The sequence below is a fragment of the Rhizobacter sp. P5_C2 genome (genome assembly GCF_054049715.1).
In genome coordinates this window covers 1-23907 of the sequence record NZ_JBFULV010000091.1, presented here as the reverse complement: position 1 = coordinate 23907, position 23907 = coordinate 1, and the positions used below count along the sequence as shown (strand labels likewise).

General features: G+C 69.0%; 16 protein-coding genes and 1 pseudogene. 9 read left to right on the top strand and 8 right to left on the bottom strand.

Annotation, left to right across the window (positions count from 1 at the left end; translation table 11 throughout):
* Window positions 1–426 precede the first annotated feature (426 nt).
* Together ACXJLU_RS25875 and ACXJLU_RS25870 are read left to right on the top strand one after the other, a co-directional pair.
* Window positions 427–615, top strand: a complete 189-nt coding sequence (locus ACXJLU_RS25875) for a hypothetical protein (protein WP_457335951.1) — start codon at window positions 427–429, stop codon at window positions 613–615.
* A gap of 8 nt (window positions 616–623) precedes the next feature.
* On the top strand, window positions 624–842 hold the full coding sequence (locus ACXJLU_RS25870; RefSeq protein WP_457335949.1) for a hypothetical protein: 219 nt from the start codon (window positions 624–626) through the stop codon (window positions 840–842).
* Window positions 843–876: 34 nt separating this feature from the next.
* On the opposite strand, the gene ACXJLU_RS25865 is transcribed toward ACXJLU_RS25870, so the two are convergent.
* The 7 genes from ACXJLU_RS25865 to ACXJLU_RS25835 form a co-directional block, all read right to left on the bottom strand.
* Entirely contained in the window at window positions 877–1902 is a 1026-nt protein-coding gene (locus tag ACXJLU_RS25865; protein WP_457335947.1) for a GGDEF domain-containing protein, read from the bottom strand.
* A gap of 33 nt (window positions 1903–1935) precedes the next feature.
* Window positions 1936–8472 (bottom strand): hybrid sensor histidine kinase/response regulator, encoded by a 6537-nt coding sequence (locus tag ACXJLU_RS25860; RefSeq protein ID WP_457335945.1) that lies wholly within the window; start codon window positions 8470–8472, stop codon window positions 1936–1938.
* A 97-nt stretch (window positions 8473–8569) separates the two neighbouring features.
* Window positions 8570–10867, bottom strand: a complete 2298-nt coding sequence (locus ACXJLU_RS25855) for a methyl-accepting chemotaxis protein (protein ID WP_073463034.1) — start codon at window positions 10865–10867, stop codon at window positions 8570–8572.
* A gap of 59 nt (window positions 10868–10926) precedes the next feature.
* Window positions 10927–11445, bottom strand: coding sequence for a chemotaxis protein CheW (locus ACXJLU_RS25850; protein WP_073463032.1), 519 nt, complete (start codon window positions 11443–11445; stop codon window positions 10927–10929).
* A gap of 62 nt (window positions 11446–11507) precedes the next feature.
* A complete protein-coding gene (locus ACXJLU_RS25845; RefSeq protein WP_047509914.1) occupies window positions 11508–11873 on the bottom strand; it encodes a response regulator transcription factor in 366 nt (121 codons plus the stop codon).
* 44 nt (window positions 11874–11917) lie between these two features.
* Complete coding sequence (locus ACXJLU_RS25840) at window positions 11918–12310, bottom strand: response regulator (protein ID WP_073463030.1); 393 nt, start codon at window positions 12308–12310, stop codon at window positions 11918–11920.
* Between the two features lie 72 nt (window positions 12311–12382).
* Window positions 12383–12535, bottom strand: coding sequence for a rubredoxin (locus tag ACXJLU_RS25835; RefSeq protein ID WP_073463028.1), 153 nt, complete (start codon window positions 12533–12535; stop codon window positions 12383–12385).
* A 191-nt stretch (window positions 12536–12726) separates the two neighbouring features.
* Between ACXJLU_RS25835 and thiD the strand changes: the two genes are divergently transcribed.
* Genes thiD through mpl form a run of 3 tightly spaced genes read left to right on the top strand, consistent with a single transcriptional unit; the run spans window position 12727 to window position 16345 of the window.
* Window positions 12727–13659 (top strand): bifunctional hydroxymethylpyrimidine kinase/phosphomethylpyrimidine kinase, encoded by a 933-nt coding sequence (thiD, locus tag ACXJLU_RS25830; protein WP_457335942.1) that lies wholly within the window; start codon window positions 12727–12729, stop codon window positions 13657–13659.
* 40 nt (window positions 13660–13699) lie between these two features.
* On the top strand, window positions 13700–14989 hold the full coding sequence (hemL, locus tag ACXJLU_RS25825; RefSeq protein WP_457335940.1) for a glutamate-1-semialdehyde 2,1-aminomutase: 1290 nt from the start codon (window positions 13700–13702) through the stop codon (window positions 14987–14989).
* Between the two features lie 3 nt (window positions 14990–14992).
* Window positions 14993–16345, top strand: coding sequence for a UDP-N-acetylmuramate:L-alanyl-gamma-D-glutamyl-meso-diaminopimelate ligase (gene mpl / locus ACXJLU_RS25820; protein ID WP_457335938.1), 1353 nt, complete (start codon window positions 14993–14995; stop codon window positions 16343–16345).
* Window positions 16346–17044: 699 nt separating this feature from the next.
* Here the strand turns inward: mpl and ACXJLU_RS25815 are convergent.
* Window positions 17045–19789 (bottom strand): zinc-dependent metalloprotease, encoded by a 2745-nt coding sequence (locus ACXJLU_RS25815; protein WP_457335936.1) that lies wholly within the window; start codon window positions 19787–19789, stop codon window positions 17045–17047.
* 167 nt (window positions 19790–19956) lie between these two features.
* On the opposite strand from ACXJLU_RS25815, the gene ACXJLU_RS25810 reads away from it, so the two are divergent.
* From ACXJLU_RS25810 to aroE, 4 genes and pseudogenes are all read left to right on the top strand, one after another.
* A complete protein-coding gene (locus tag ACXJLU_RS25810; RefSeq protein ID WP_457335934.1) occupies window positions 19957–20544 on the top strand; it encodes a YqiA/YcfP family alpha/beta fold hydrolase in 588 nt (195 codons plus the stop codon).
* A 40-nt stretch (window positions 20545–20584) separates the two neighbouring features.
* Window positions 20585–22645 carry a ribonuclease catalytic domain-containing protein gene (locus ACXJLU_RS25805; protein WP_457335932.1) on the top strand — a complete coding sequence of 687 codons (2061 nt, stop codon included), beginning with the start codon at window positions 20585–20587 and terminating at the stop codon, window positions 22643–22645.
* Window positions 22646–22652: 7 nt separating this feature from the next.
* Window positions 22653–23513, top strand: coding sequence for an energy transducer TonB (locus ACXJLU_RS25800; RefSeq protein WP_083613891.1), 861 nt, complete (start codon window positions 22653–22655; stop codon window positions 23511–23513).
* A 16-nt stretch (window positions 23514–23529) separates the two neighbouring features.
* A pseudogene (gene aroE / locus ACXJLU_RS25795) lies at window positions 23530–23907 on the top strand (shikimate dehydrogenase); the annotation flags it as partial.

The following is a 23907-nucleotide window of genomic DNA, read 5'->3' as shown; positions in this document are numbered from 1 at the left end:
GTGCCGGGGCGGGCACGGCCCGCGCCGGCGCCGGGGCGGGTGTGGTGGCGGGCGCCGGGGCAGCCGCCACCGGTTCGCCGTTCTGCGGACCGCAGGCGGTGACGACCATCGCGGCGCACAGTGCCGTCGCAATGACGCTCGGGGTGTACCAGTTCTTCGTGTTCATGCTGCTTCCTTTCGGTGCCGGCACAGGCCGGGGGATGCGGAAGGATGGTCGCGCCGACGCAGCGCGCCCGCTGTCGCCGCAGGCCGCGTCGCGGCGCAGGAGGCCGGCGCCATCGGCTGTAGGGCAACGCCCACCGCGATGCTGTAGGCACGCTCCTACGCCGATTCGCAGCCTTCGCCGATGGCAAGCGCGTCGACCGCACGCGACGATGCTTGCCATGCTCCCCACTCCGCGGGGGCTTCCGTCGAGGAGCAGTGACGATGGCAAGCGATGCTGATTGGCTGGAGGATGTGCGACGTTGGGCCCTGGGCGAAGTGCCGCCGCATGCGTCGCCGAGCGACAGCGCCGAGTTGCTGCCCCCCGCGTTGCCGGACGACCTCGGCTACGAAGCCGCGCACCCGGCGCTGCAGGCCCGCCACTGGCCTGATGCCCTGCCGTTCAAATCATGAGCGCGGCCATGCTCTGGCAGCGCCTGCCGGCCGCCTGGCGGACCGAGAACGCGCTGATCATGGCCGCGCTGGCCTTGTCGATGGTGTTCCTGCTGGCGTTCTGCGGCGTCGTCTCGGGGGTGGTGCGCAGTGCCGAGGAACGGCATGGGCAAACCTTCGGGCAAGCGTCCGCGCAGACGCCCGAGCAGGCCGCGCGGGCCACGGACCCGGCCGACTCTCCGACCTAGACCGCGAGCTAGACCGCGAGCCAGACCGGCCGAGCTAGAACAGCTCGACGTCTCCGATGATGGAGTCGTCTTCGAGCGCACCGCTGGCCACCAGCGCCGCATGGCTGCGCACCTGGTTGCGGCCGTGGCCCTTCGCGTAGTACACCGCCTTGTCGGCCCGCTCGAACGCGCCGCTCGGGGTGTCGCCGGGCTTGACCTCGGTGAAGCCGATGCTGATCGTGATGCGCCCGACCTGCGGGAACGCATAGGCCTCGGTGTTCTGCCGCATGCGCTCCAGCGCCATGGCCGTGTCTTCCTCGCGCGCGCAGCGCATCAGCACGACGAACTCCTCGCCGCCGAAGCGGTACAGCCGGTCGTGGAAGCGGAAGCTGCTGCGCATCAGCCGCGACAGCAGCAGCAGCACCTCGTCGCCGATCAGGTGGCCATAGTTGTCGTTGACCGACTTGAAGTGGTCGATGTCGATCATGCCCAGCCAGTAGTGCTGTTGCGATGACGGCGGCGCGCGCCGCGTATCGGCATGCGACACCAGCGTCGGCGTGTTGGTCGCCTTCAGGAAGCTCTCGTCGAAGGTCTTGCGGTTCAACAGGCCGGTCAGCGTGTCGCGCTCGCTGTAGTCGAGCAGGCCTTCGAAGTTGCGGTAGATGCGCAGGATGCTGCAGACCAGCCGCTGCGATTCGTCGCTCATCGGCGCCTCGGTCTCGACCTCGAGCACGCCGACCACCTCGCGGTCGGTGCTGACCGCGAAGATCGTCAGGTTCGGCGTGCCGGGCACCGCGAGCACCGTCTGCCCGTTCATCGCCTGCTGCCGCGCCGGAAAGGCGTCGAGCTCGGGCAGGCTGTCGACATCGGTCCACACCGGGTCGGCACGCGCCACGGCATCGTGCTGGCCCAGGTGGGCCCGCGTCAGCCAGCGCTCCTGCCCCTGGTCGCCGACGCTGCGGTAGATCGCCACCGAGAGGGGGCGCAGCAGGTCGCGCAGTGCGCCGACCAGGGTCACGTCGAGAATGTCGCGGTCGCGGAAACCGGTCAGCTCGGCGAGGTTGTCGACCAGCTGGGACATCGGATGTTCTCGTGTGAGCGCATGGTGACCAGATTACGCCAAAGTGACGTCGGCCGTGTAGCGCCCGATCAAGGCCAGCAGGTCTTCTTCCGAATACGGCTTGCCCAGATAGTGGTCGACCCCCAGCTCGGCCGCGTAGTCGCGGTGCTTCTGGGCGATCCGCGAGGTGATCATGATCACCGGCAGGTCGCGCAGGCGGGCATCGCCGCGGATGTTGCGCACCAGGTCGAAGCCGTCCATGCGCGGCATCTCGATGTCGCTCAGCACGACCTGCGGCAGGTCTTCGGCCAGCCGCTCCAGCGCATCGATGCCGTCCTTGGCGAGCTGCACGCGGTAGCCTTCGCGCACCAGCAGGCGCTGCGTGACGCGGCGCACCGTCAGCGAATCGTCGACCACCAGCACCAGCGGCGCCAGGCGTTGCGGCGCCTCGGCGGCCGCCGCTTCCATCATCTGCGCCTGCGTCGGCGCCTGGCGTGCCGCCAGCGTCGCGGCACGGGCCGCATCGCCATACAGCGTGGCCAGTGCCACCGGGTTGTAGATCAGCGCGACCGCACCGGAGGCCAGCAGCGTCATGCCCGCGAGACCCGGCAGGCGCGACAGCTGCGGCCCGAGGTTCTTCACGACCACTTCCTGGTTGCCCAGCACTTCGTCGACGTGCAGCGCGATGCGTTGCTGCGCGCTGCGCACCACCACCACCGGCCGCATGCGGGTCACTTCCTGGGTGATGGCCGTCTGCTGCAGCAAGGCGCCGAGCCAGAAGAACAGCAGCGAACGGTCGCCGACCGTGAAGGTGCCGCTGGCATAGGCATGCTCCAGCTCTTCGACCTTGGCACGGCGCACGATCTCGATCAGCGTGGCCGGCACCGCCACCACGGTGCCGCCGCAGCGCAGCATCACGACCTGCGTCACCGCCGTCGTCAGCGGCAGCAGCAGCTTGAAGCTGGTGCCCTGGCCGACCGAGGTCGCGGTCTCGATCCGGCCGCCCATCGCGTTCACTTCGGAGCGCACCACGTCCATGCCGACCCCGCGGCCGGCCAGCTCGGTCACCTGGTCGGCGGTCGAGAAGCCGGGCGTGAAGATCAGGTTGGCCAGCTCGGCATCGCTGTGCGATTCGCCGGGCTTGATCAGGCCCATCGCCTCGCCCTTGTCGCGGATGCGCATCAGGTTCAGGCCAGCGCCGTCGTCGCGGAATTCCACGCCGACTTCGTTGCCTTCCTGGTGCAGCGACACGACGATGCTGCCGGCGGCTTCCTTGCCGATGCCGGTGCGGACCTCGGGGCGCTCGATGCCGTGCGTCACGCAGTTGCGCAGCAGGTGTTCGAAGGCCGGCGTCATGCGGTCCAGCACGCCACGGTCGATTTCGATCGAACCGCCGACGATGTCCAGGCGCACCTGCTTGCCGGTTTCCTTGGCCGCCTGGCGCACCACGCGGTACAGGCGGTCGGAGGCGCTTTCGAACTCGACCATTCTGGTGCGCAGCAGGTCGTCCTGCAGGTCGCGCGTCAGACGGGCCTGGGCCGCCAGTTCGTCTTCGGTCGTTTCCAGCGTGCGGTGCAGCGTGCGCTGCACGGTGGCCACGTCGTTCACCGACTCGGCCATCATCCGCGTCAGTTCCTGGAAGCGGGTGAAGCGGTCGAACTCCAGCGGGTCGAAGGACTGGGCCTGTGCCTTGGCCTGCTCCAGCCGCGAACTCATCTGCGTCTCGGCCTGCAGCTCGATGTCGCGCAGCTGGCCGCGCAGGCGCTCCAGGTTGTCCGTCAGGTCGGACAGCGAGCCGCGGATGTTGCCGACCTCGGCCTCGATCCGCGAGCGCGTGATGCTGACCTCACCGGCCTGGTTGACCAGGCGTTCGAGCAGCGGGCCGCGCACGCGCACTGCGGAGTGCGTCGGCGAGATCGACTGTTCGACCGCCGTGGCCACCGCCGTCGCGGGGAAGCGCGACCAGTCGATGTCGCCGGTCGGCGACTGCGACTGGGCGGCGACGCGTGCCGGCGTCATGACCTGGGCGGCCGGCGGGGTTGCCGGCGGGGTTGCCGGCGGGGTTGCCGGCGCGGTTGCCGATGCGGCGGCCTGGACCGGCGCCGGAACCACCGGCGCAGCGGCCGGGATCGTTGGTGCGAGGGGCTCGATGAACGGCGTGGCTTCGGCGACCGGCAGCGGCTCGGCGACCGGCGTCGGGGCGACGACCGGCGGGGCCACCACAGGCGGTGCAGCCACGACAGGCGCAGCCACCGGCGGCGCGGTGAACACCGGCAGCGCCGGCGCAGCCACCGTCATCGGGGCCAGCACGACCGGCGGAGCCACCGGTGCGGACACCGGCGGACGGACCGGCGCAGGCGGCGGCGCGATCGGCGCCACCACCGCTTCGGCGTAAGCCTGGGCATCGCGCGAGCGCAGCACCTCGAAGGTGTGGGCCAGGCCGTCGGCCCGGCCTTGCAGCGCCTCGACATCCTGCGTGGTCGCAGGCGTCGCCTGTTGCAGCAGGTGCTCGATGCGGGTTTCCAGCCGGTGGGCCATTTCACCCAACCGCATCGCACCGGCCAGGCGGGCACCGCCCTTCAGCGTGTGCAGCGTGCGCATGCAGGCCGCGGCTGCCGAGTTGTCGGTCGGGCGGTGCGACCATTCGCGCAGCTTGGTGGCCAGCTCGGGAATCAGCTCCTCGCCCTCTTCCTCGAAGATCGGGAACAGCTCGGCGTCGACGGCATCGATCGCGTCGATGTCGTCGTCGTCATCGTCACCTTCGTCGTCGACGTCGACGCGCACCGGCGTCGAGCGATGCGGCTCGGCGGCCAGCGGCGAGAACGCCTTCAGCTCGGGCAGGCCGAGGCCGGCGAAGTTGGTGTCGTTGCTGCCGAACGAGCCTTCGACCGCGGCCGACAAGGCTTCGGGGTCGAGCACTTCGGCCACCGCGGGCAGCTCGGGCGCCAGCAGCATCGGCTCGCTCAGCACGATCTCGGGCGCGGCTTCCAAGGGCTCGAGGTCGTCGAACGACACATCGATCTCGTCGAAGCCGGCTTCGGGGTGTGGTGCCGGGATGTCGTCGGTCGACGGCGACACCACGTCGGCCGCCGCATTGGCGGCCTCGAGGCGGCGGGCCGAGCTGATCTCGTGCTCGGCCAAGCGCTCCAGCAGTTCCGGTGCGGCGGGCTTCAGGAAGCCGGCGGCGAACTGGTGCAGCAGGCGGCGCACTTCTTCGGCCGAATCGACGAACAGGCGGCCTTCGTCGGTCGTGCCGACGCCGATCGCCTGCGAACGCATCAGCGCGTGTTCGAGCAGGCGCGACAGGTGCGACAGCTCGCTGAAGCCCACCGTGGCGGAACTGCCGGCCAGCGAATGCGCCAGCGCGATCGGCATTTCGCCGACCGGGCGGTGCAGCTCCATGGCCCACTCGGCAACCTCGGTCGTCAGGCGGCGCGACAGCTCGTCGGCTTCGTTCAGGTAGATGTTGAACAGCGGGATGCCGATGCGCAGCGGGCCGACGATCTTGACCTGGTCGTCGTCGGACAGCGGTGCCGGCTCGGCTTCGGTGGTGGCAACCGTGGGCGTCGGCGACAGCTCGGACACCAGCGGCGCGGCTTCGACGGCCGGTGCGCTGCCGAAGAAGTCGTCGCCCAGGTCGAGTTCGATCAGCTCGACCGATTCGGCGGACAGCAGTTGCGGCTCGACGGTCTCGGCGACCGGCATCGGTTCGAGCACGGTGTCGATCGGCGCGGCCGCGCCGAGCTGGTCGAGCATCGAGGTGTCGGGCAGTTCGAAGCTCGGCAGGTTGCCGGCCGGCGCGACGATGGGCGCGGCCGGGGCGTCGTCGAACGCACCGAGGTCCAGGTCGAACGTCAGGTCGGCCATCGGGAGCGGCGCGGACACCGGCGCGGGCGGAACCACCGGCGCGACCGGCGGCGCAGCCACCGGGCGTGCCACCGGCGGCAACGCGCCCAGCGGGGCCGGCTTCGACACCGGCGCGGTGACGACCGGCACGGCAGCCGCCGGCTTGGCGGCGTCGCCGAACGACAGCGACATGAGCGACACCGGCGAGCTGGCGCCGACCTTGATCGGCGGCACCGGATCGCCACGGCCCAGCGCCTCGGCGGCGACCTTCACCGTCGCGGCGTTGAAACCGGAGACGTTCTGTGCGGCGATCGCGTCGACCCACTTCGCGAAGTAGGCGAGCGCTTCGTTGGAGAAATTCAGCAGCGTCGGGTCGGCCGCCTTCTGGCCGGCCAGCCAGGTGTTGTAGACCTGCTCGCAAGCCCACGCGGCATCGCCGAAGTCCTTCAGCCCGACCATGCGCGAGCTGCCCTTCAGCGTGTGGAAGGCGCGGCGCACGGTGGTCTGCTGCTCGACGTCGGCGCTGGCATGCGCCAGGCTCTTCAACGCCGTCCCGGCGGTCTCGATCACCTCGCGCGCTTCCTCGAGGAAGATCTCGCGCATCTCGGGATCGTCGCCGAGGTCGGTCGCGGTGCCGGCCGGGGCCGCGGACAGCGCCGGCTGCACCTTGGCCGGCGCGGCCTCGGGCATGTCGAGCACCGGGTCGGTGGCAGTGTGGACGAAGTCGGACAGCGCTTCGGAGAGCTGTTCGCGCGCGGCCGCCACCTCTTCGGTGTTGTGCGAATGCGCGATCGCGTCCTTGGCGTGCTCGACGGCGGCGACCAGCTCGGGCTGGGCCGCGGCCTGCGCTTCGTGCGACAGCAGGTCGAGGTCACGCGACACTTCATCGAGCGGCACATGGTCGCTCGCCGCGGTCAGCGACAGCGACTGGGCCTGTTCGATCAGGCGCGGCTCGACCGGTGCCGGCGCGTGCGCCAGCGCGAGGTTCGAGGCCTGGCGCGCCGCGGCGCTGCGGCCCATCAGCGGGCTCAGCGTGCCGGACTTGGCATCGAACACGAACAGCGACTTCGCCATCTGCGGCTGCACGCTGAGCATGTCGATCAGGAAGCCCAGCGCACCCAGGTTGCCGGCCAGGCGGTCGAAGGTGCCCGACTGGACGACCAGCTGCGGGTCGACCTCGGTCGTGATCATGCCGTCGATGTCTTCGCGCATGCGCAGCACGGCATGCGAGGCCTGGTCCATGCCCAGCACCGACAGCACGCCGCGCATCGCGGACAGCTGGTTCGGCACCGGCATCAGCAGCTCGCGCTGCGCCGGGTTGCGGAAGAACTGGTCGATCGACTTCTCGGCCTCTGACAACGAGGCGCGCAGTTCCTGCACGACGCTGCCCATGGTCTGGCGGTCGGAGACGCGGCGGTACAGCTCCTCCATCCACGCTTCGAGCGGGTCGGGGGTGTTGCCGGCACGCACCGAGGCGACGCGCTGCGCCAGCCGGCGCACACGGGCGGCCTGCTCGGGGTGGTCGAAATCGGCATCCTCGAGTGAGGCTTCGAGGTACAGCACGCTGGTCGCGACTTCCATCGCGAGCGCGGCTTCGGGTGCAGCGTTGGACTGCTGCGTCTGCACGACGGCCTGCTGGATTTCATCGGCCAGCAGCTCGCCGCTCGGGTACAGCCGCTTGACCGAATCGCCGACCAGCGAGAACTGCTCGGCCAGCCCGCTCATGCGGTGCATTTCGCCGCCGGCCACCGACGACCAGGCGTCCTTGGCGGTCGAGACGCGCTTGCGCGCCTGCACGATCAGCGCCGGGTCGAAGCGACCGAGGCGGCTGGTGTCGTAGTCGACCGGCAGGTGCTGCGCGAGGCCGTAGGCCTGGCGGACCGCGGCCAGGCGCGGCGTCTTGCGGCCGTCGCCGGGCGAGGCGCTCTGCGCGCAGAAGAACAGCAGGTCTTGCGCGAGGCGCTCGGAGACGTCGGGCTGGCCGCGCTCCAGCGTGCGCAGCTGCGCGAGCAGCCGCGAAGCCACGCGCTTGGTGTGCACGTCGCCCTTCAGCAGGCCGTTGGCCTGGCCTTCGAAGAAGGCGGCCGCGAGCTTCCACAGCGTGGAGTGGGTCAGGTCGGACGCCTGCGCGCCGAGGCCGGCGCAGATGTCGCTCATGCGCTGCACTGCCGGCATCTGCTCGCCGCGCATGATCAGCAGCAGTTGGCGCTCCATCAGGCCGCGGGCGATCGAATCGGGGGCGCGCGGCTTGACCGTCGTGTCGTTGGGCAGCTCGCGCCAGCGCCAGTCGATGTTCCACAGGTCGGCGGGGTGCACGCGCTCGGCACCGGCCAGCGTCTGCACCGCCTGGTACTGCGGGAACAGCGCGAGCGGCGAGACCGGCTTGTCGGCCAGCAGGCGCTGCAGGTAGTCGAGCAGCGCGAACGAGGCGCGCTCGATGGTGTCGACCTCGGCCGACGTGAGCTTCTGCGGCTTCGCGACGAAGCGCTGCACCGCCGCCTCGCTGGCGGCCAGCAGGCGTGCGACGGCCGGCAGGCCGACCAGTTCGAGCGCACCGACGCCCTGGTGGATCTGTTGCCGCGCGGTGCGCAGCACCGACGGATCGACGCTGTCGACGTCGGAGCCGCTGTTCGCCTCGGCTTCCTTCACGTAGCGGCGCAACGCCTTGTGGGCCGTGTCCAGGGACTTGCGCAGTTCATCGTGAACCCACGCGAGCGCGCTGAGGTCGTCTGTGGTCTCACTCATGGTGTCGCTCATCGTCGCGTTGGGGGCGGTGGCAATCCATCTGCCTGTGTGGGGTGAAGGGCTGCGGCCCGATCAGGGCCGCAGGCAACACACTAGCTCAAGCGATCTTGAACCGTGCAACCGATTGCTTCAGTTCCTCGGCCGTCCGGGACAGCTCGCGCACCATCTGTGCGGTGGAACGGGTACCTTCACCGGTCTGCTCGGTCACCGCGAAAATGTGCTGGATGTTCGCTGCCACCACGTTGGCCGATTCGGCTTCTCGCGATGCCTGGCTCGAAATGTGCGCAATCAGGTCGGCAAGCTGGCGTGACACGCGGTCGATGTCGCCCAGTGCGTTACCTGCCGCGTCAGACAGCCGGGTTCCTTCCACCACGCCCTGCGTCGAGCGTTCCATGGCGGCCGCAGCATCCTGGGTGTCGGTCTGAATGGTCTTCACCAGGGCCGCAATCTGCCGCGTGGCGTCGCCGGAGCGTTCTGCCAGCCGTTGCACTTCTTCCGCAACCACCGAGAAGCCCCGACCCGCTTCACCGGCCGATGCGGCCTGGATGGCGGCGTTCAGTGCCAGCACGTTGGTCTGTTCGGTAATGTCGGAAATCAGTTCGGTGATTTCGCCAATTTCCTGCGAGGACTCGCCCAGCCGCTTGATCCGCTTGGAGGTTTCCTGGATCTGGTCACGGATCGAGTTCATACCGCCGATCGTGTTCTGCACCGCGGTCAGACCCGTTTCAGCAGCTTGCAGCGATTGACGCGCCACCTGGGCCGTCTGCTGCGCCTGGCTCGACACGTCGTTGATTCGGCCCGCCATCTGCAGCACCGACTCGCCGGTTTCGCGAATCTCGCGCAGCTGTTCGTCGGAGGCGGCCAGCAGTTCGGTCGACGTGGCTTCCACCTGCTGCGTCGTTTCGGTCACCCGACCCACCGTGCCCTGCACCTGCGACACCAGCGTGCGCAGCTCTTCCACCGTGTAGTTCACCGAGTCGGCGATGGCGCCCGTGATGTCTTCCGTCACGGTTGCTTGCTGCGTCAGGTCGCCTTCAGCAACCGTCTGCAATTCGTTCATCAGCCGCAGAATGGCCGCCTGGTTCGCGTCGTTGACGCGCTTGGCTTCCTGTTCCTGGCGTTCGGCTTCGAGTCGCTGGTTTTCGGCGAGCGCGGCACGTTGCGCCTGGTCTCGCACATACAGCTGCAGGAAGCCCGCGCCGCCGAGGGCCAGCACGACGGCCGACAGCACCAGCAGGCCCAGGTTCACGACGTTGAAGCCGGTGACAGTGGACAGGCGGTCCTGCACCGTTTCCAGGCCCTTGCGCAGCGGTTCGCTGTCGCCAATGATCGCGGCTTGCGCTTCACGGGCCGACACCAGGCCTTGCAGGTTGCCCAGAATCGAGCTGGCCTGGGTGCGCGTCTCTTCGTATTGCTTCAGCAGCGCGGTCAGGCGCTCCTTGGTCTGCGGATCCTTGGTGCCCGGCAGGCGCAGTTCGGCGTTGCCGTTCGACAGGCCGTCGGCGATTTCGCGGAACGAGTTCAAGTCCTTGCCCAACAGGAACACGGCCTCGGGGCTCACGCCTTCCATCGTCAGGAATTCGTTGGCCGACTTGCCGATGCGCTGGGTCAGCATCACGAGCTGGCCGACCGCCGACAGCTCGGCCGGCGAGGCTTCCTGCTGCAGCTTCAGCGACGACACCGTCTCGGCGATTTCCAGCAGGTCGGACGACTGGCGGTTGATCGCGCGCAGCGCCTGGCCGACCTGCGTCAGGATCTTCTGCTGTTGCAGCACGGTGTTCGCGTTCTTCTCGGCGCGGTCGACCAGCGGCAGCAGCGGTTCCAGCGTGTCCTGCACGACGCCCGGCGCCGCATCGACGTTCGCATCGCCCTTGGCCAGGCCGCGCACGTTGCGCGCCAGCACCTCGGTACTTTCCTTCACCTCGGGGAAGGCCTGCGCGCTGCCGATCAAGGCCTGCGACACCGACTTCGCCAGACGCTGCGACTGCATCAGCGCCTGACCGGAGTAGCCCACCTGGGCGGCGCCCTTGTTGGCCTGGTTCAGCGAGCTGATCGTCATGCCGACCAGGCCGACCAGGCCGATCAGCACCATGGCACCCAGCAGGCGCTGCTGCTGTCCGACCGGCCGGTTGCCGATCAGCGGCACGCCGGTGCCCGACATCAGCGCGGCGTTGTCGCCGCTCGGCAGCCGGGTTTCGGAGAAGTCGGCGATCTCGGACGGCGCGGCCTCCGAGATGATCGACGAGTCGAGGTTCACCGTGTTGGCGCCGCCGTCCGGCCGCCCATCGTCGTGCAGGTCGAGGCCGGCCACGTCGTCCAGCGCAACGGCACCGTCGGCGCCATATGCGTCGTCACGGCCTTTGCCCTTGCCTTTGATTTTGTTCAGGAAGCTCATAGGTGCCTCGTTGCGTCGTCTTGGGTAATGCAGTCAGGAGGGCCGGCGCGCATCGCGCCTCAGCCTGCGATCTTCAGGAAAGCGGCCTCGGTGGCCAGCTGTGCCAGATTCAGTTCGCGCCAGAGGCGGTTGCCTTCGTCGCGGTAATGCGTGCCGACGAAGGCCGGCTTGACCTGTCCATCGTCGGGTTCGGGCTTCAACTGCTGCAGGTTGCGCAGGCCGGCGAGCCGGTCCACCAGCACCGCGCAGTTGATGTTCAGATCGTTGTTGAACGCGACGAACCAGGACTGCTCGCGTACCGGCTCGTTGCCGCGCACACCCAGGAAGCCCGCCAGGTCGACGACCCCGTGCAGCCGGCCGCGCAGGTTGGCCACGCCCATGAACCAGCGGCTGGTGTAGGGCACGGGCATCGCCGGCGCGAACGGGAAGATTTCACCGGCTTCCTGCAGCGGAAACAGGAACCCGTGGCTGCCGCACTCGACGGCCAGCCAGGCGCGGCCGCGCTCTTGCGTACGCGCCGCCTGCAGCCTTTCGGCCAGGCGACTTTGCAGCTCGCGCAATGCTTCCTTGTTGGCCATTCAGTTCTCTGCCTGCGGGGCGACGTGTGACGGTGAGGTGATGGAAACGGTACCGATCGCGTTCAGTCGAACGCGCGGATCTTCGACACCAGCTCGTCGGCGTCGACGGGCTTGACGATGTAGTCGCGCGCGCCCTGGCGCATGCCCCACACCTTGTCGGTTTCCTGGTTCTTGCTGGTGCACATGATCACCGGCACGTCGGTGAAGCGCGGGTCGCGCGTGATCGCACGGGTCAGCTGGAAGCCGTTCTGCCCGGGCATCACGACATCCATCAGGATCAGGTCGGGCTTCTCTTCGCCCAGCCGGCGCATCGCGTCTTCGCCGTTCTCGGCAGTTCGCACCGCGTAGCCGCGCTTGGTCAGCAGCTCCGACAGGTAGTGCAGTTCGGTCTTCGAATCGTCGACCAACAGAATCTTCTGAATCGCCATCGTCTTACTCCTTCAATTCTTGCAGGGCAACATCGGTGGCCGCGTCAGGCGCGGGCCGGCCGGTGCTGTGCCACGGCTTGCAGCAACTGGTCTTTGGTGAACGGCTTCGTGAGGTAGTCCTCGGAGCCGACCATCCGGCCGCGTGCCTTGTCGAACAGGCCGTCCTTCGAGGACAGCATGATGACCGGCACGTCGGCGAATTTGGCATTTCGCTTGATGATGGCGCAGGTCTGATACCCGTCCAGGCGCGGCATCAGGATGTCGCAGAAAATCAGGTCGGGCGCGTGATCGTTGACCTTGGACAGCGCGTCGAAACCGTCTTCCGCGAGCAGCACGGTATGGCCGCCCTGCTTCAGGAAGATCTCCGCGCTGCGGCGAATCGTGTTGCTGTCGTCGATCACCAGCACCTTGATGCCTGCGATGGCTTCATTGCTCACCGAGAATCCCCTCAATGACTGAAAGCGGCCGTGGCACTTGCCCGGCACGCCATGTAAGAGCCTCAGCGACCATCAGATCTGGACCATTTCGAAATCTTCCTTGCGTGCGCCACATTCCGGGCAAGTCCAGTTCATGGGTACTGCTTCCCATGCGGTGCCCGGTGCAATACCGTGTTCAGGATCGCCCGCAGCTTCGTCGTATATCCAGCCGCAGATCAGGCACATCCAGGTTCGGGTACCGCTGAGGTCATTGCTCACTTTGTTTTTGTCGCATCACTACAATGAGAAAAGATTGTAGCGATGCAGATTGACAAAAATACATTGATTTCTAGGCACCTACGCCACATTCCTCACATTTTTCTAGAAGTCAGTGCCGGCAAACGCGGCTCGTCTTCACCTTTCCCGACGGACTTCCAATGACCCCAGACGCCCCCTCCGCGGACCCTCAGGCCGACCCGAACCAGGAAGCGCCCGCCCCTGCCTGCGTGATGACCTTCAACGCGAGCGACCCGAGCGGCGCCGGCGGCCTGGCCGGCGATGTCGCGACGATCGCGGCGATGGGCGCGCATGCGCTGCCGGTGGTCACCTCGATCGTTCTGCGCGACACCGCCGAGGTGTTCGACCACAGCGCGATCGACGCCGACGTCGTCGTCGAGCAGGCCCGCAGCATCCTCGAAGACGTCAGCATCGCCGCCTGGAAGGTCGGCTTCCTCGGTTCCGCCGAGGGTGTCAGCGCGGTGGCCGAGGTGCTGTCCGACTACCCCGAAGTGCCGCTGGTGGCCTACATGCCGAACCTGTCGTGGCTCGAGGAAGACGACCAGCAGGCCTACCTGGACGCGTTCCGCGAGCTGGTGCTGCCGCAGACCGAGGTGCTGGTGGGCAGCCACCAGACGCTGACCGACTTCCTGCTGCCCGAATGGAGCAGCGAGCGCCCGGCCTCGCCGCGCGAGCTGGCGGTGGCGGCGGCGCAGCACGGCACGCGCTTCGTGCTGGTCACGAGCGTGCCGCTGCCCGACCAATTCATGGACAACGTGCTGGCCTCGCCGCAGGGCGCGATCACCGGCGAGAAGTTCGAGCGCTTCGAGGTCAGCTTCGTCGGCGCGGGCGACACGCTGTCGTCGGCGCTGGCGGCGCTGCTGGCCGCCGGCAGCGAGCTGCACGCGGCGGTGGGCGAATCGCTCGCCTTCCTCGACCAGGCGCTGGATGCGGGCTTCCGCCCCGGCATGGGCAACGTGATCCCCGACCGCTTCTTCTGGGCGCTGCCGCCCGGTGAAGACGGCGAAGAAGGCGAGGCAGCTGCCGCCGCCAACGACGAAGAGGCCCCGAAAGACCCCCGGCACGTGCACTGACCGCATCCCGGATTGACATCCGGGCTACCAGATCCAGAAGATGACCCAGACCAACGAAGCCCTGTTCGAGCGCGCCCGCCGCGTGATCCCCGGCGGCGTCAATTCGCCGGTGCGCGCGTTCCGCGCCGTCGGCGGCACGCCGCGCTTCATCGCGCGCGCGCAAGGCGCTTACATGTTCGACGCCGAAGGCCGGCGCTACATCGACTACATCGGCTCCTGGGGCCCGATGATCCTCGGCCACGGCCACCCGGCGGTGCTCGAGGCGGTCCAGAAGGCCGCGCTCGACGGTTTCTCGTTCGGCGCCCCCACCGAGCGCGAGATCGAGCTCGCCGAGGAGATCCTGAAGCTGGTGCCGAGCCTCGAGCAGGTCCGCCTGGTCAGTTCCGGCACCGAGGCCGCGATGAGCGCGATCCGCCTGGCGCGTGGCGCCACCGGCCGCAACCGGATCGTCAAGTTCGAGGGCTGCTACCACGGCCATGCCGATGCGCTGCTCGTGAAGGCCGGCTCGGGCCTCGCGACCTTCGGCCATGCAACCAGCGCCGGCGTACCGGCCGAGGTGGTGCAGCACACGATGGTGCTCGAGTACAACCACCTGGCGCAGCTCGAAGAGGCCTTCAGCCTGCACGGCCGCGACATCGCCTGCGTGATGATCGAACCGATCGCCGGCAACATGAACTTCGTGCGCACCCAGCTGCCCTTCATGAAGCGGCTGCGCGAGCTGTGCACGCAGCACGGCGCGCTGCTGGTGTTCGATGAGGTGATGACCGGCTTCCGCGTCGGCCTGCACGGCGCGCAAGGCCTGTACGCGCGCGCGCTGCCGGGCTTCGAGCCCGACCTGAGCGTGTTCGGCAAGGTGATCGGCGGCGGCATGCCGCTGGCGGCCTTCGGCGGCAAGCGCGCGGTGATGGAACAGCTCGCGCCGCTCGGTCCGGTCTACCAGGCCGGCACGCTGTCGGGCAACCCGGTGGCCACTGCCTGCGGCCTCGCGACGCTGCGCGAGATCCAGCGCCCCGGCTTCTTCGAGGCGCTGTCGGCACGCACCCGCAGCCTGGTCGACGGTCTGGCCGCGGTTGCGCGCGAGAACGGCGTGCCGTGGTCGACCGACTGCGAGGGCGGCATGTTCGGCTTCTTCCTCGCCGACACGCTGCCGCAGAACTACGCCACCGTGATGGCCACCGACAAGGAGCGCTTCAACCGCTTCTTCCACGGCCTGCTGGACCACGGCGTCTACATCGCCCCGGCCCTGTACGAGGCCGGTTTCGTCAGCGCCGCCCACACGGCCGACGACATAGCGGCCACCATCGCCGCGGCACGATCCGTGCTGAAGTAAGGCATGCACATCCACATCCTGGGCATCTGCGGCACCTTCATGGGCGGCATTGCCGCGCTCGCGCGCGAGGGCGGCCACCGGGTCACCGGCTGCGACGCCGGCGTCTATCCACCGATGAGCGACCAGCTGCGCGCGCTCGGCATCGAGCTGATCGAAGGCTGGGGCGCCGACCAGCTGAAGCTCGCGCCCGACCTGTTCGTCGTCGGCAACGTGGTCTCGCGCGGCAACGAGCTGATGGAAGCCATCCTCGACGCCGGCCTGCCGTACACCAGCGGGCCGCAGTGGCTGGCCGAGAACGTGCTGCAGGGCCGCCATGTGCTGGCGGTCGCCGGCACGCACGGCAAGACCAGCACCACCTCGATGCTGGCCTGGGTGCTGGAGCAGGCGGGGCTGAAGCCGGGCTTCCTGGTGGGTGGCGTGCCGCAGAATTTCGGGGTGTCCGCCAGGCTCGGCGAGGGCAAGACTTTCGTGATCGAGGCCGACGAGTACGACACCGCATTCTTCGACAAGCGCAGCAAGTTCGTGCACTACCGCCCGCGCACCGCGGTGCTGAACAACCTCGAGTTCGACCACGCCGACATCTTCCCGGACCTGGGGGCGATCGAGACCCAGTTCCACCACCTGGTGCGCACGGTGCCGGCGGCCGGGCGGCTGGTGGTCAATGCGCGCGAGGAGTCGCTGCAGCGCGTGCTGGCGCGCGGCTGCTGGAGCGAGGTGGTGCGCTTCGGCGCGCGCAAGGAGACCCCTGGTGCGCTGCGCGCGCGCGGCGAGCCGCATGTGTTCGACGTGCTGCGTGGCAGCCTGAAGATCGCGCACGTCGAATGGCCGCTGCTCGGTGAGCACAACCAGCTGAACGCGCTCGCGGCGATCGCCGCCGCCGAGCACGTGGGCGTCGACCCGCAGGTCGCCGCGAAGGCGCTCGCCAGCTTCCAGAACGTGCGCCGGCGCATGGAGCTGCGCGGCGAGGCCGGCGGCGTGAAGGTCTACGACGATTTCGCGCACCACCCGACGGCGATCCGCACCACGGTCAACGGCTTGCGCCGCAAGGTCGGGCTCGACCGCATCCTCGCGGTGCTGGAGCCGCGTTCGAACACGATGAAACTCGGCACGATGAAGGCCCAGCTGCCATGGTCGCTCGAAGAGGCCGACCTGTCCTTCTGCTACCAGGGCAACCTGGGGTGGGATGCGCGCGAGGCGCTGGCACCGATGGGCGACAAGGCCATCGTCTGCGACACGATCGACACGCTGGTGGCCGCGGTGCGCCGCGCCGCGAAGCCCGGCGACCACGTGCTGTGCATGAGCAACGGCGGGTTCGGCGGGGTGCACGACAAGCTGCTCGCCGCGCTGGCGGGTTGAAGGGCTCTGCGTAGTTCTGCGCGGGCAAAGGCGCGGGCGGGGGGTGCGGGGCGCGCCGGCCGGTGCGGTCCTCGCCCCTCTCGGGGCGAGGACTGCCCTCCGCCATCTGCTTTCATGAACCGTCGCCGAAACTCCCGCCACTCACTTCGTTCGTTGTGGTCAAACAGTCGGCGACAGTCAGTTGACGAAGCGTGCTGGCGCACGCGGTTCATGAAAGCAGACGGCTCCGGCGCCCCGTCCTGATTGGCGCTCCCCACACCCCCCGCCCGCGCCTTTGCCGAACCAGTAGCTTTGTGCGAAGAGCCTGCGAGTGCCGAGCGGGACTTCGATACCTCAGTCCGAACGGATGGTGGTGTGCCCAGCTCGGGTGCCAACCCGGGGACCAACCCCCACTTGTTCGCTTGTCACCCAAAAAGTAGCAGTGCGGTGGCACAAGGCGCGTGCGGGGAGGCTGTGGAGCGCCAATAGGGACGAGGCGCCGGAGCTGGCTGGTTTCATGGCCCGCGTGCGCAGCACGCTTCGTCAACTGACTGTCGCCCACTGTTTGACCACAACGAACGAAGTGAGTGGCGGGAGTTTGGGCGACGGGCCATGAAACCAGTCAGCGGAGGGAAGTCAACGCGCCCCCGGGCGCGTTGACCGCACCGTCCGGCGCGCCACAGCCTCCCCGCACGCGCCTTCCGCACGAACGCACGAACGTCAGCTCCGCAGCATCGACGCCTTCAGCGCCTCGTTCAGCGTCGACAGACTGTCCTGCAAATGCGCCCGGCTCTCGATCGACAACCTCGGCCCGTTGACCGCACTACGCAGCTGCCCCTGCAGTTCCACCGCCTCCATCCGCACCAGGCTCAGCGCGTCCGGCGGCAGCGTTCCGGCGCCGCGGATCAGCAAGGCCTGCACGCGGCGCAGATGCTCGCGCTGCAGGTTGCGGCGCAGCCGGTCGATGTCGCTGCCGGTCTTCAGCTCGCTCCACACCGAGCCCTGCAGCGTGCCGTACACCTCGGCCAGCGAGATCACGTTGCGCTTGCTCGCATCGGCCACGTACAGCGGCAGGTCCAGCAGCCGCGACGCGGTGCCCGGACTCATCAGCCGGTCGAGCGCCGTGACCTGCACCTGCAGCACCGCCGCCGGAATGCTCACCGGCCCGCCGCGGTCCCACTCGTTGTAGTCGGGCGACAGGCCCGCGAGGAACTGCGGCCGGAAGCGGAAGCTGTCCGCGTTGAACAGCCCCTTGGCCAGGAACTGCAGCGCATCGCGCTGCTTGGCCGGCGCCACCGGCGCATAGGCCGGCCGCTTGGTCGATCCCGGCAGGTCGCGCACGGTGTTCATGCCGCCGACGTACTTGCCGACCAGGTCGGCCGCGCGGTTGAGCTGCTGGAAGCCGCTGAGCAGCACACGGCGCTGGCGGATCGCCTCGTCGCCCGGCTGCGGCGCGCGGTCCTGCACGCGCTGCCACAGCTCGCGTGACAGCTGCAGCCGCTTCTCGTAGTACGCGAGCGGGTCGTCGCCCAGGTCGAAGCGGTTGACCAGCGGGTCGATGCCGTCGTTGCCGCGTTGGCCGCCGGCCTCGGCGTCGTCCGCATAGGCCAGCAGCGGATCGGTGCTGCGCGAGGCGATGCGCGCCAGCTCCGCCGTCTCGTCGGCCGGCACGATCTGCTTGTAGGCGTACTCGATCGCCCAGTAGTCGTACGGCCCGAGCGTCGTGTTGTTCAGGCTCGCCTGGTGCTCGCCCGCCAGCGCCAGGTTGTAGGCGTTGTAGTCCATCACCGAGCCGGAGATGCCCTTGCTCTCGGTGAAGCCCGTGTCCTGCAGCTGCGTGCGGCTGACCACCGTCGAAGCCTTGAAGTTGTGCTTCAGCCCCAGCGTGTGGCCAACCTCGTGCATCACCACGTCCTTGATGCGCGACTGCACGAAGGCATCCGCCTCCGGACCATCAGGCGCGATCTCGCCGCGCGCCTCGAGCAGGTCCATCGCGAAGTCCATCTCGGCGGCGGCCTCCTGCGCGTAGTTGCAGTAGTCGGCACCGCCGAACTTGCTCCAGGCGGCGAAGGCCGGCGATGCGAACGGGGTCGCGCGGCCGACATCCTCGACCAGGAAGCGCCGAGCGCCGCGGCCGAACACGTCGCTCATGCCGATGTCGGCATCGATGATCTCGCCGGTGCGCGGATCGGAATGGCTCGGGCCGATCGCGAAGCCGACGTCGGCGCCGGTGAACCAGCGGATCGACGCATGGCGCGCGTCCATGTTGTCCCAGTCGGCATCGTCGGGCTGCTGCTTCGCGACGATCGCGTTCTTGAAGCCGATGCGCTCGAAGGCCTTGTTCCACTCCAGCACGCCGGCCTCGACCGCCCCGCGGTACTGCAGCGGGATGTTCTTGTCGAGCCAGTAGACGATCGGCTGCTTCGGTTCGGACAGCGCGGCCTGCGGATCCTGCTTCTCCAGGCGCCAGCGGGTCACGTAGTGCAGCCGCGGGTTGGCCTTGGTGTCGCTCGTCAGGTCGGTGACGACGTCGAAGAAGTGGCCGAGGCGCGGGTCGGTCTTGCGCGCCGCCATCGGCTCGCCGAGCTTCGCGAAGTTGTAGACGTAGCCGACGAACATGCTGCGCGGGTCCGGCGTGGTCTGCGGCGGCGGCGGCGTGGGCACCGGGCTCGGAACCAGCGGCGGCGCCGGCATGCGCGCGGTCGCGTAGTGCATGCGCGCGTTCAGCGTCGTCAGGTCGTCGGTGACGCGGATCTTCTCGAAGTACGAGTTGCCGCGGTCCAGCGCGTACGGCAGGCGGAACGCCGTCTCGATCGCGGTGGCATAGCCCGGCATGTCCGCCAGCAGGAAGTTCGCGTCGATCAGCACCGACTTGCGCTGCGGGTGCGGCGCGCTGACGATGCTGGCCGCGCCCAGCAGGCTGTTCGAGAACGCCTGCTCGACGCTCGCGCGCATCGCCGGCGTCGTCGCGACGTAGTTGCTGTTCAGCGCCACCAGCTGGATCAGGTTGCTGCCGATCTTGCGGAAGCTGGCGAGCCACTGCGGCCCCATCTGGCTGGCGTACAGCCCGCGCTCGCCGATCGAGTTCGAGATGTTGATCGACAGCATAAACGGCTGGTCCAGGCGCTCGAGCGGGATCTCGAGCCAGGTCTTCTCGTCCTTGCGCCACACCGGCACGAAGCCGTCCTGCTGGGTCGCGCCCTTGATGATCTCGTCGAAGGGCTTCGGGGCGGTGGGGTCGAGGCGCACCACGGTGGCACCGGGGGCCGAGGCCGCGGAAGCCGCGGCGGCGGCGGCGGCCGCGCTGACCGGCGCCGACGCGGCCCCGGCCGGCGCGATCACGACGACCGGTGGCGCGGCCGGTTGCACCGTGGTGACGCAGCCCTGCAGCAGCAGGCCGGACAGCACCAGCGACAGGCCCGCAGGCGCGGCGGATCTCGACAGGATCAGGGAGTCATCTTTCACGTCAACGGTGTCCTTGTGAGAAGCGACCGGGAGGCCGATTGCGGTCGTCGGATAGAGGCCGCACAGAAACAAAGTGTAGAGCGTCGCGCCGGGCGTCCGCCCCAGGGAACGCCGAGCTAGACTCCGTCGCGCTTTGCAGGTTCCGTGCCGTGCATTCCTCACGCTTCATGACCACCCACCTCCTCTACCTGCACGGTTTCCGATCGTCGCCGCGCTCGACCAAGGCGCGCCAGGCCGAGGCCTGGGTGCGGCGCCACGCCCCGCGCGTCAGCTGGTGGTGCCCGCAGCTGCCGGCGTCGCCGCAGGAGGCGATCGACGGCCTGCAGGCCGAGCTCGCGCGCTGGCCGCGCGAGCGGATGGCGATCATCGGCAGCTCGCTCGGCGGCTTCTACGCGACGGTGCTGGCCGAGCAGCTCGACTGCCCGGCAGTGCTGCTGAACCCGGCGGTCGACCCGGCCCGCGACCTGGCCGGCCACATCGGCGAGACGACCGCCTGGCACAGCGAGGAGCGCTTCTACTTCATGCCGGCCTACGTCGACCAGCTGCGCGCGATGACGCCGGGCGCGCTCGCAAAGCCGTCGCGCTACTTCGCGGTGATCGCCACCGGCGACGAGGTGCTCGACTGGCGCGAGATGAGCGAGCGCTACCGCGGCGCCCACCTGCGCATCGTCGAGGGCAGCGACCACGCGCTCAGCGGGTTCGAGGAACACCTGCCCCACCTGATGCACTTCCTGCAGCTCGCTGCCTCACCCTGACCGGCGGGAACGCCCGAGCTTTCCGCGACAATCCCACCCCATGTATGCATTGTTCGAAGACGCCGGCAAGTTCCTCGCCGGCCGCGTGATGACCGAAGCCGACAGCTCGATGCAGGTCGAGCTCGACTCCGGCAAGCGCGTGAAGGTGAAGGCGGCCAACGTGCTGCTGAAGTTCGAGAAGCCGCTGCCGGCCGAGTTGATCGCCGAGGGCCAGCGGCTCGCCCGCGAGATCGACCTCGACCTGGCCTGGGAGTTCGCGCCCGACACCGAGTTCGGCTTCGCCGACCTGGCACGCGACTACTTCGACGCCAAGGCCGGCACCGAGAAGCAGGCCGCCGCGCTGTTCCGGCTGTTCGAGGCGCCGCATTACTTCCGCCGCCTCGGCAAGGGCCAGTTCAAGAAGGCGCCGGAAGAGATCGTGAAGGCCGCGCTGCTCGGCATCGAGCGCAAGAAGCAGCAGGCCGCGCAGATCGAGGGCTGGGCCGCCGAGCTGGTGGCCGGCCAGTGCCCGGCGCCGGTGCGCGAGCAGCTCTACAAGATCCTGTTCCGCCCCGACAAGAACGCCGCCGAGTACAAGGCCGTCGTCGAGGCCTCGCGCCGCGCGCAGAAGGCGCCGCTCGACCTGCTGACGGCGGCCGGCGCGATCGATTCGCCGTACCAGTTCCACTGGCGGCGCTTCCTGTTCGAGAACTTCCCGAAGGGCACCGGCTTCCCGCCGCTGTCGGCCCCGGCCATCAAGGACGTGCTGCCGGTCGCGGCCGTGCAGGCGTTCTCGATCGACGATTCGCAGACCACCGAGATCGACGACGCGCTGTCGGTGCAGGGCCTGGGCAGCGGCACCGTGGTGTTCGGCGTGCACATCGCCGCTCCCAGCCTCGCGATCGCGCCCGACAGCCCGGTCGACAAGGTCGCGCGCGACCGGCTGTCGACCGTCTACATGCCGGGCTACAAGCTGACGATGCTGCCCGACGAGGTGGTGCAGGCCTACACGCTGATGGCCGGGCGCGACTGCCCTGCGGTGTCGCTGTACGTCAGCTTCGACGAGGCGACGCTGAAAGTCACCGGCAGCGAGACGAAGCTGGAGCGCGTGCCGATCGCCGCCAACCTGCGCCACGACCAGCTCGATGCGGTGATCACCGAGGCCACGCTGCTCGGCGACGCGCCGGCGCCCTACGAGTTCGCACCGGAACTGGCGTTCTGCTTCCGCCTGGCGCGCCACCTGAAGGCCGGCCGCGAGCAGGTGCGCGGCAAGCCGGAACTCTTCAACCGGGCCGACTACAACTTCAAGCTCGACGGCAACGACGGCGCCGAGCCGCAGGGCCACGAGCGCGTCAGCATCGGCACGCGCCAGCGCGGCTCGCCGCTCGACCTGATCGTCGCCGAGGCGATGATCCTCGCCAACAGCACCTGGGGCGGCTGGCTCAACGACCTCGGCGTGCCGGGCATCTACCGCAGCCAGGCCAGCATGGCGCCGGGCGTCAAGGTGCGCATGGGCACGCGCGCGGCACCGCACGCCGGCATGGGCGTCGCGCAATACACCTGGGCCACCTCGCCGCTGCGCCGCTATGTCGACCTGCTGAACCAGTGGCAGATCGTCGCCTGCGCGCGCCACGGCCGCACCGCGGCGCTGGCCGCGCCGTTCAAGCCGAAGGATGCCGCGCTGTTCTCGGTCATCTCCAGCTTCGATGCGGCGTACAGCGCCTACAACGGCTTCCAGTCGGGCATCGAGCGCTACTGGACGCTGAAGTACCTCGAGCAGAACGGCATCGCCGAACTCGACGCCGCGGTCATGAAAGAAGGCCTGGTGCGGGCCGACACGCTGCCGCTGGTGTTCCGCGCCGTCGGCGCCGAGCGGCTGCCGCGCGGTGCGCGCGTGAAGGTGCGCATCACCGGCACCGACCTGCTGACGCTGGACGTGCATGCGAGCGTGCTGTCGCGCATCGACGATCCGGACACCACGGCCGATGACGCGGTCGTCGAGGACGCCGAAGCCGAGAACGAGGACGTCGCCGCCGGCCCGCTGACGCTGGCGATCGACGTGGCGGCGGACGATGCCGACGACGCGCCGGCCGATGCGGCCGCCACCACCCCTGCCGCCTGAGAGATCGATGCTGAAGAAGTTCTCCACCCTGCAGATCGCACTCACGGTGTCGATCGGCGTGCACGCCCTGTTGCTGGTGGTGCGCTTCGTCGATCCGGAGAGTTTCAACCGCGTGTTCCAGGACACGCCGCTGGAGGTGATCCTCGTCAACGGCAGCTCGGCCGAAGCGCCGACCAAGGCGCAGGCGATCGCGCAGCGCAACCTGGCCGGCGGCGGCGAGGCCGAACGCGGCCGCGCGACCTCGCCGCTGCCGTCGTCGCCGATGATGGAGCTCGGCGACGCGGCCGACGAGGCCCACAAGCAGATCGAGCAGTTGCAGGAGACGCAGCAGCAGCTGCTCGCGCAGGTGCGCCGCGAGCTCGCCTACCTGCCGGCGCCCGACCCGAAGCGCGACCGCGGCGACCCGGCCGCGCGCGCACAGGAAGAGCGCCGCCGCCAGCTGATGCAGCTGCTGGCCGAGATCGAGAAGCGCATCAACGAGGAGAACTCGCGGCCCAAGAAGCGCTACATCAGCCCGGCCACGCGCGAGGAGCTGTACGCGATCTACTACGACTCGCTGCGCCGCAAGATCGAGGACCGCGGCACCCGCAACTTCCCCGAATCGCAGGGCAAGAAGATCTACGGCGAGCTGATGATGGTGATCACGATCGACGCCGCCGGCCGCGTGATGGAGACCGAGATCGTGCGGCCGTCGAAATCGCCGCTGCTCGACAAGCGCGCCCAGGCCATCGTGCGGGCGGCCGCGCCGTTCGGCCAGTTCAGCACCGAGATGCGCAAGCGCGCCGACCAGCTGGTGATCACGTCGCGCTTCCGCTTCACGCGTGACGAAGGCCTCGAAACCACCTTGACCGCTCCCGAGCAGCGCTGATCTCGAAGAATCCTCCATGGACCGTTACGTCGTCGCCGGCAACCCGGTCGAGCACAGCCAGTCGCCGTTCATCCACGCCCGCTTCGCCGAGCAGACCGGCCAGGCGCTGCAGTACGACCGGCTGCTGTGCCCGCTCGACGGCTTCGCCGGCACCGTGCGCCGCTTCGCCGACGAGGGCGGGCGCGGCTGCAACGTCACCGTGCCGTTCAAGTTCGATGCCTTCGCGCTGGCCGCGCGGCGCACCGACCGTGCGGCGCTGGCCGGGGCCGCCAACATCCTGCGCTTCGACGAACGCAACGACTGGCTGGCCGACAACGCCGACGGCTGCGGCCTGGTGCGCGACATCGAGCGCAATGCCGGCCGGGCGCTGGCCGGGCAGCGCGTGCTGGTGGTC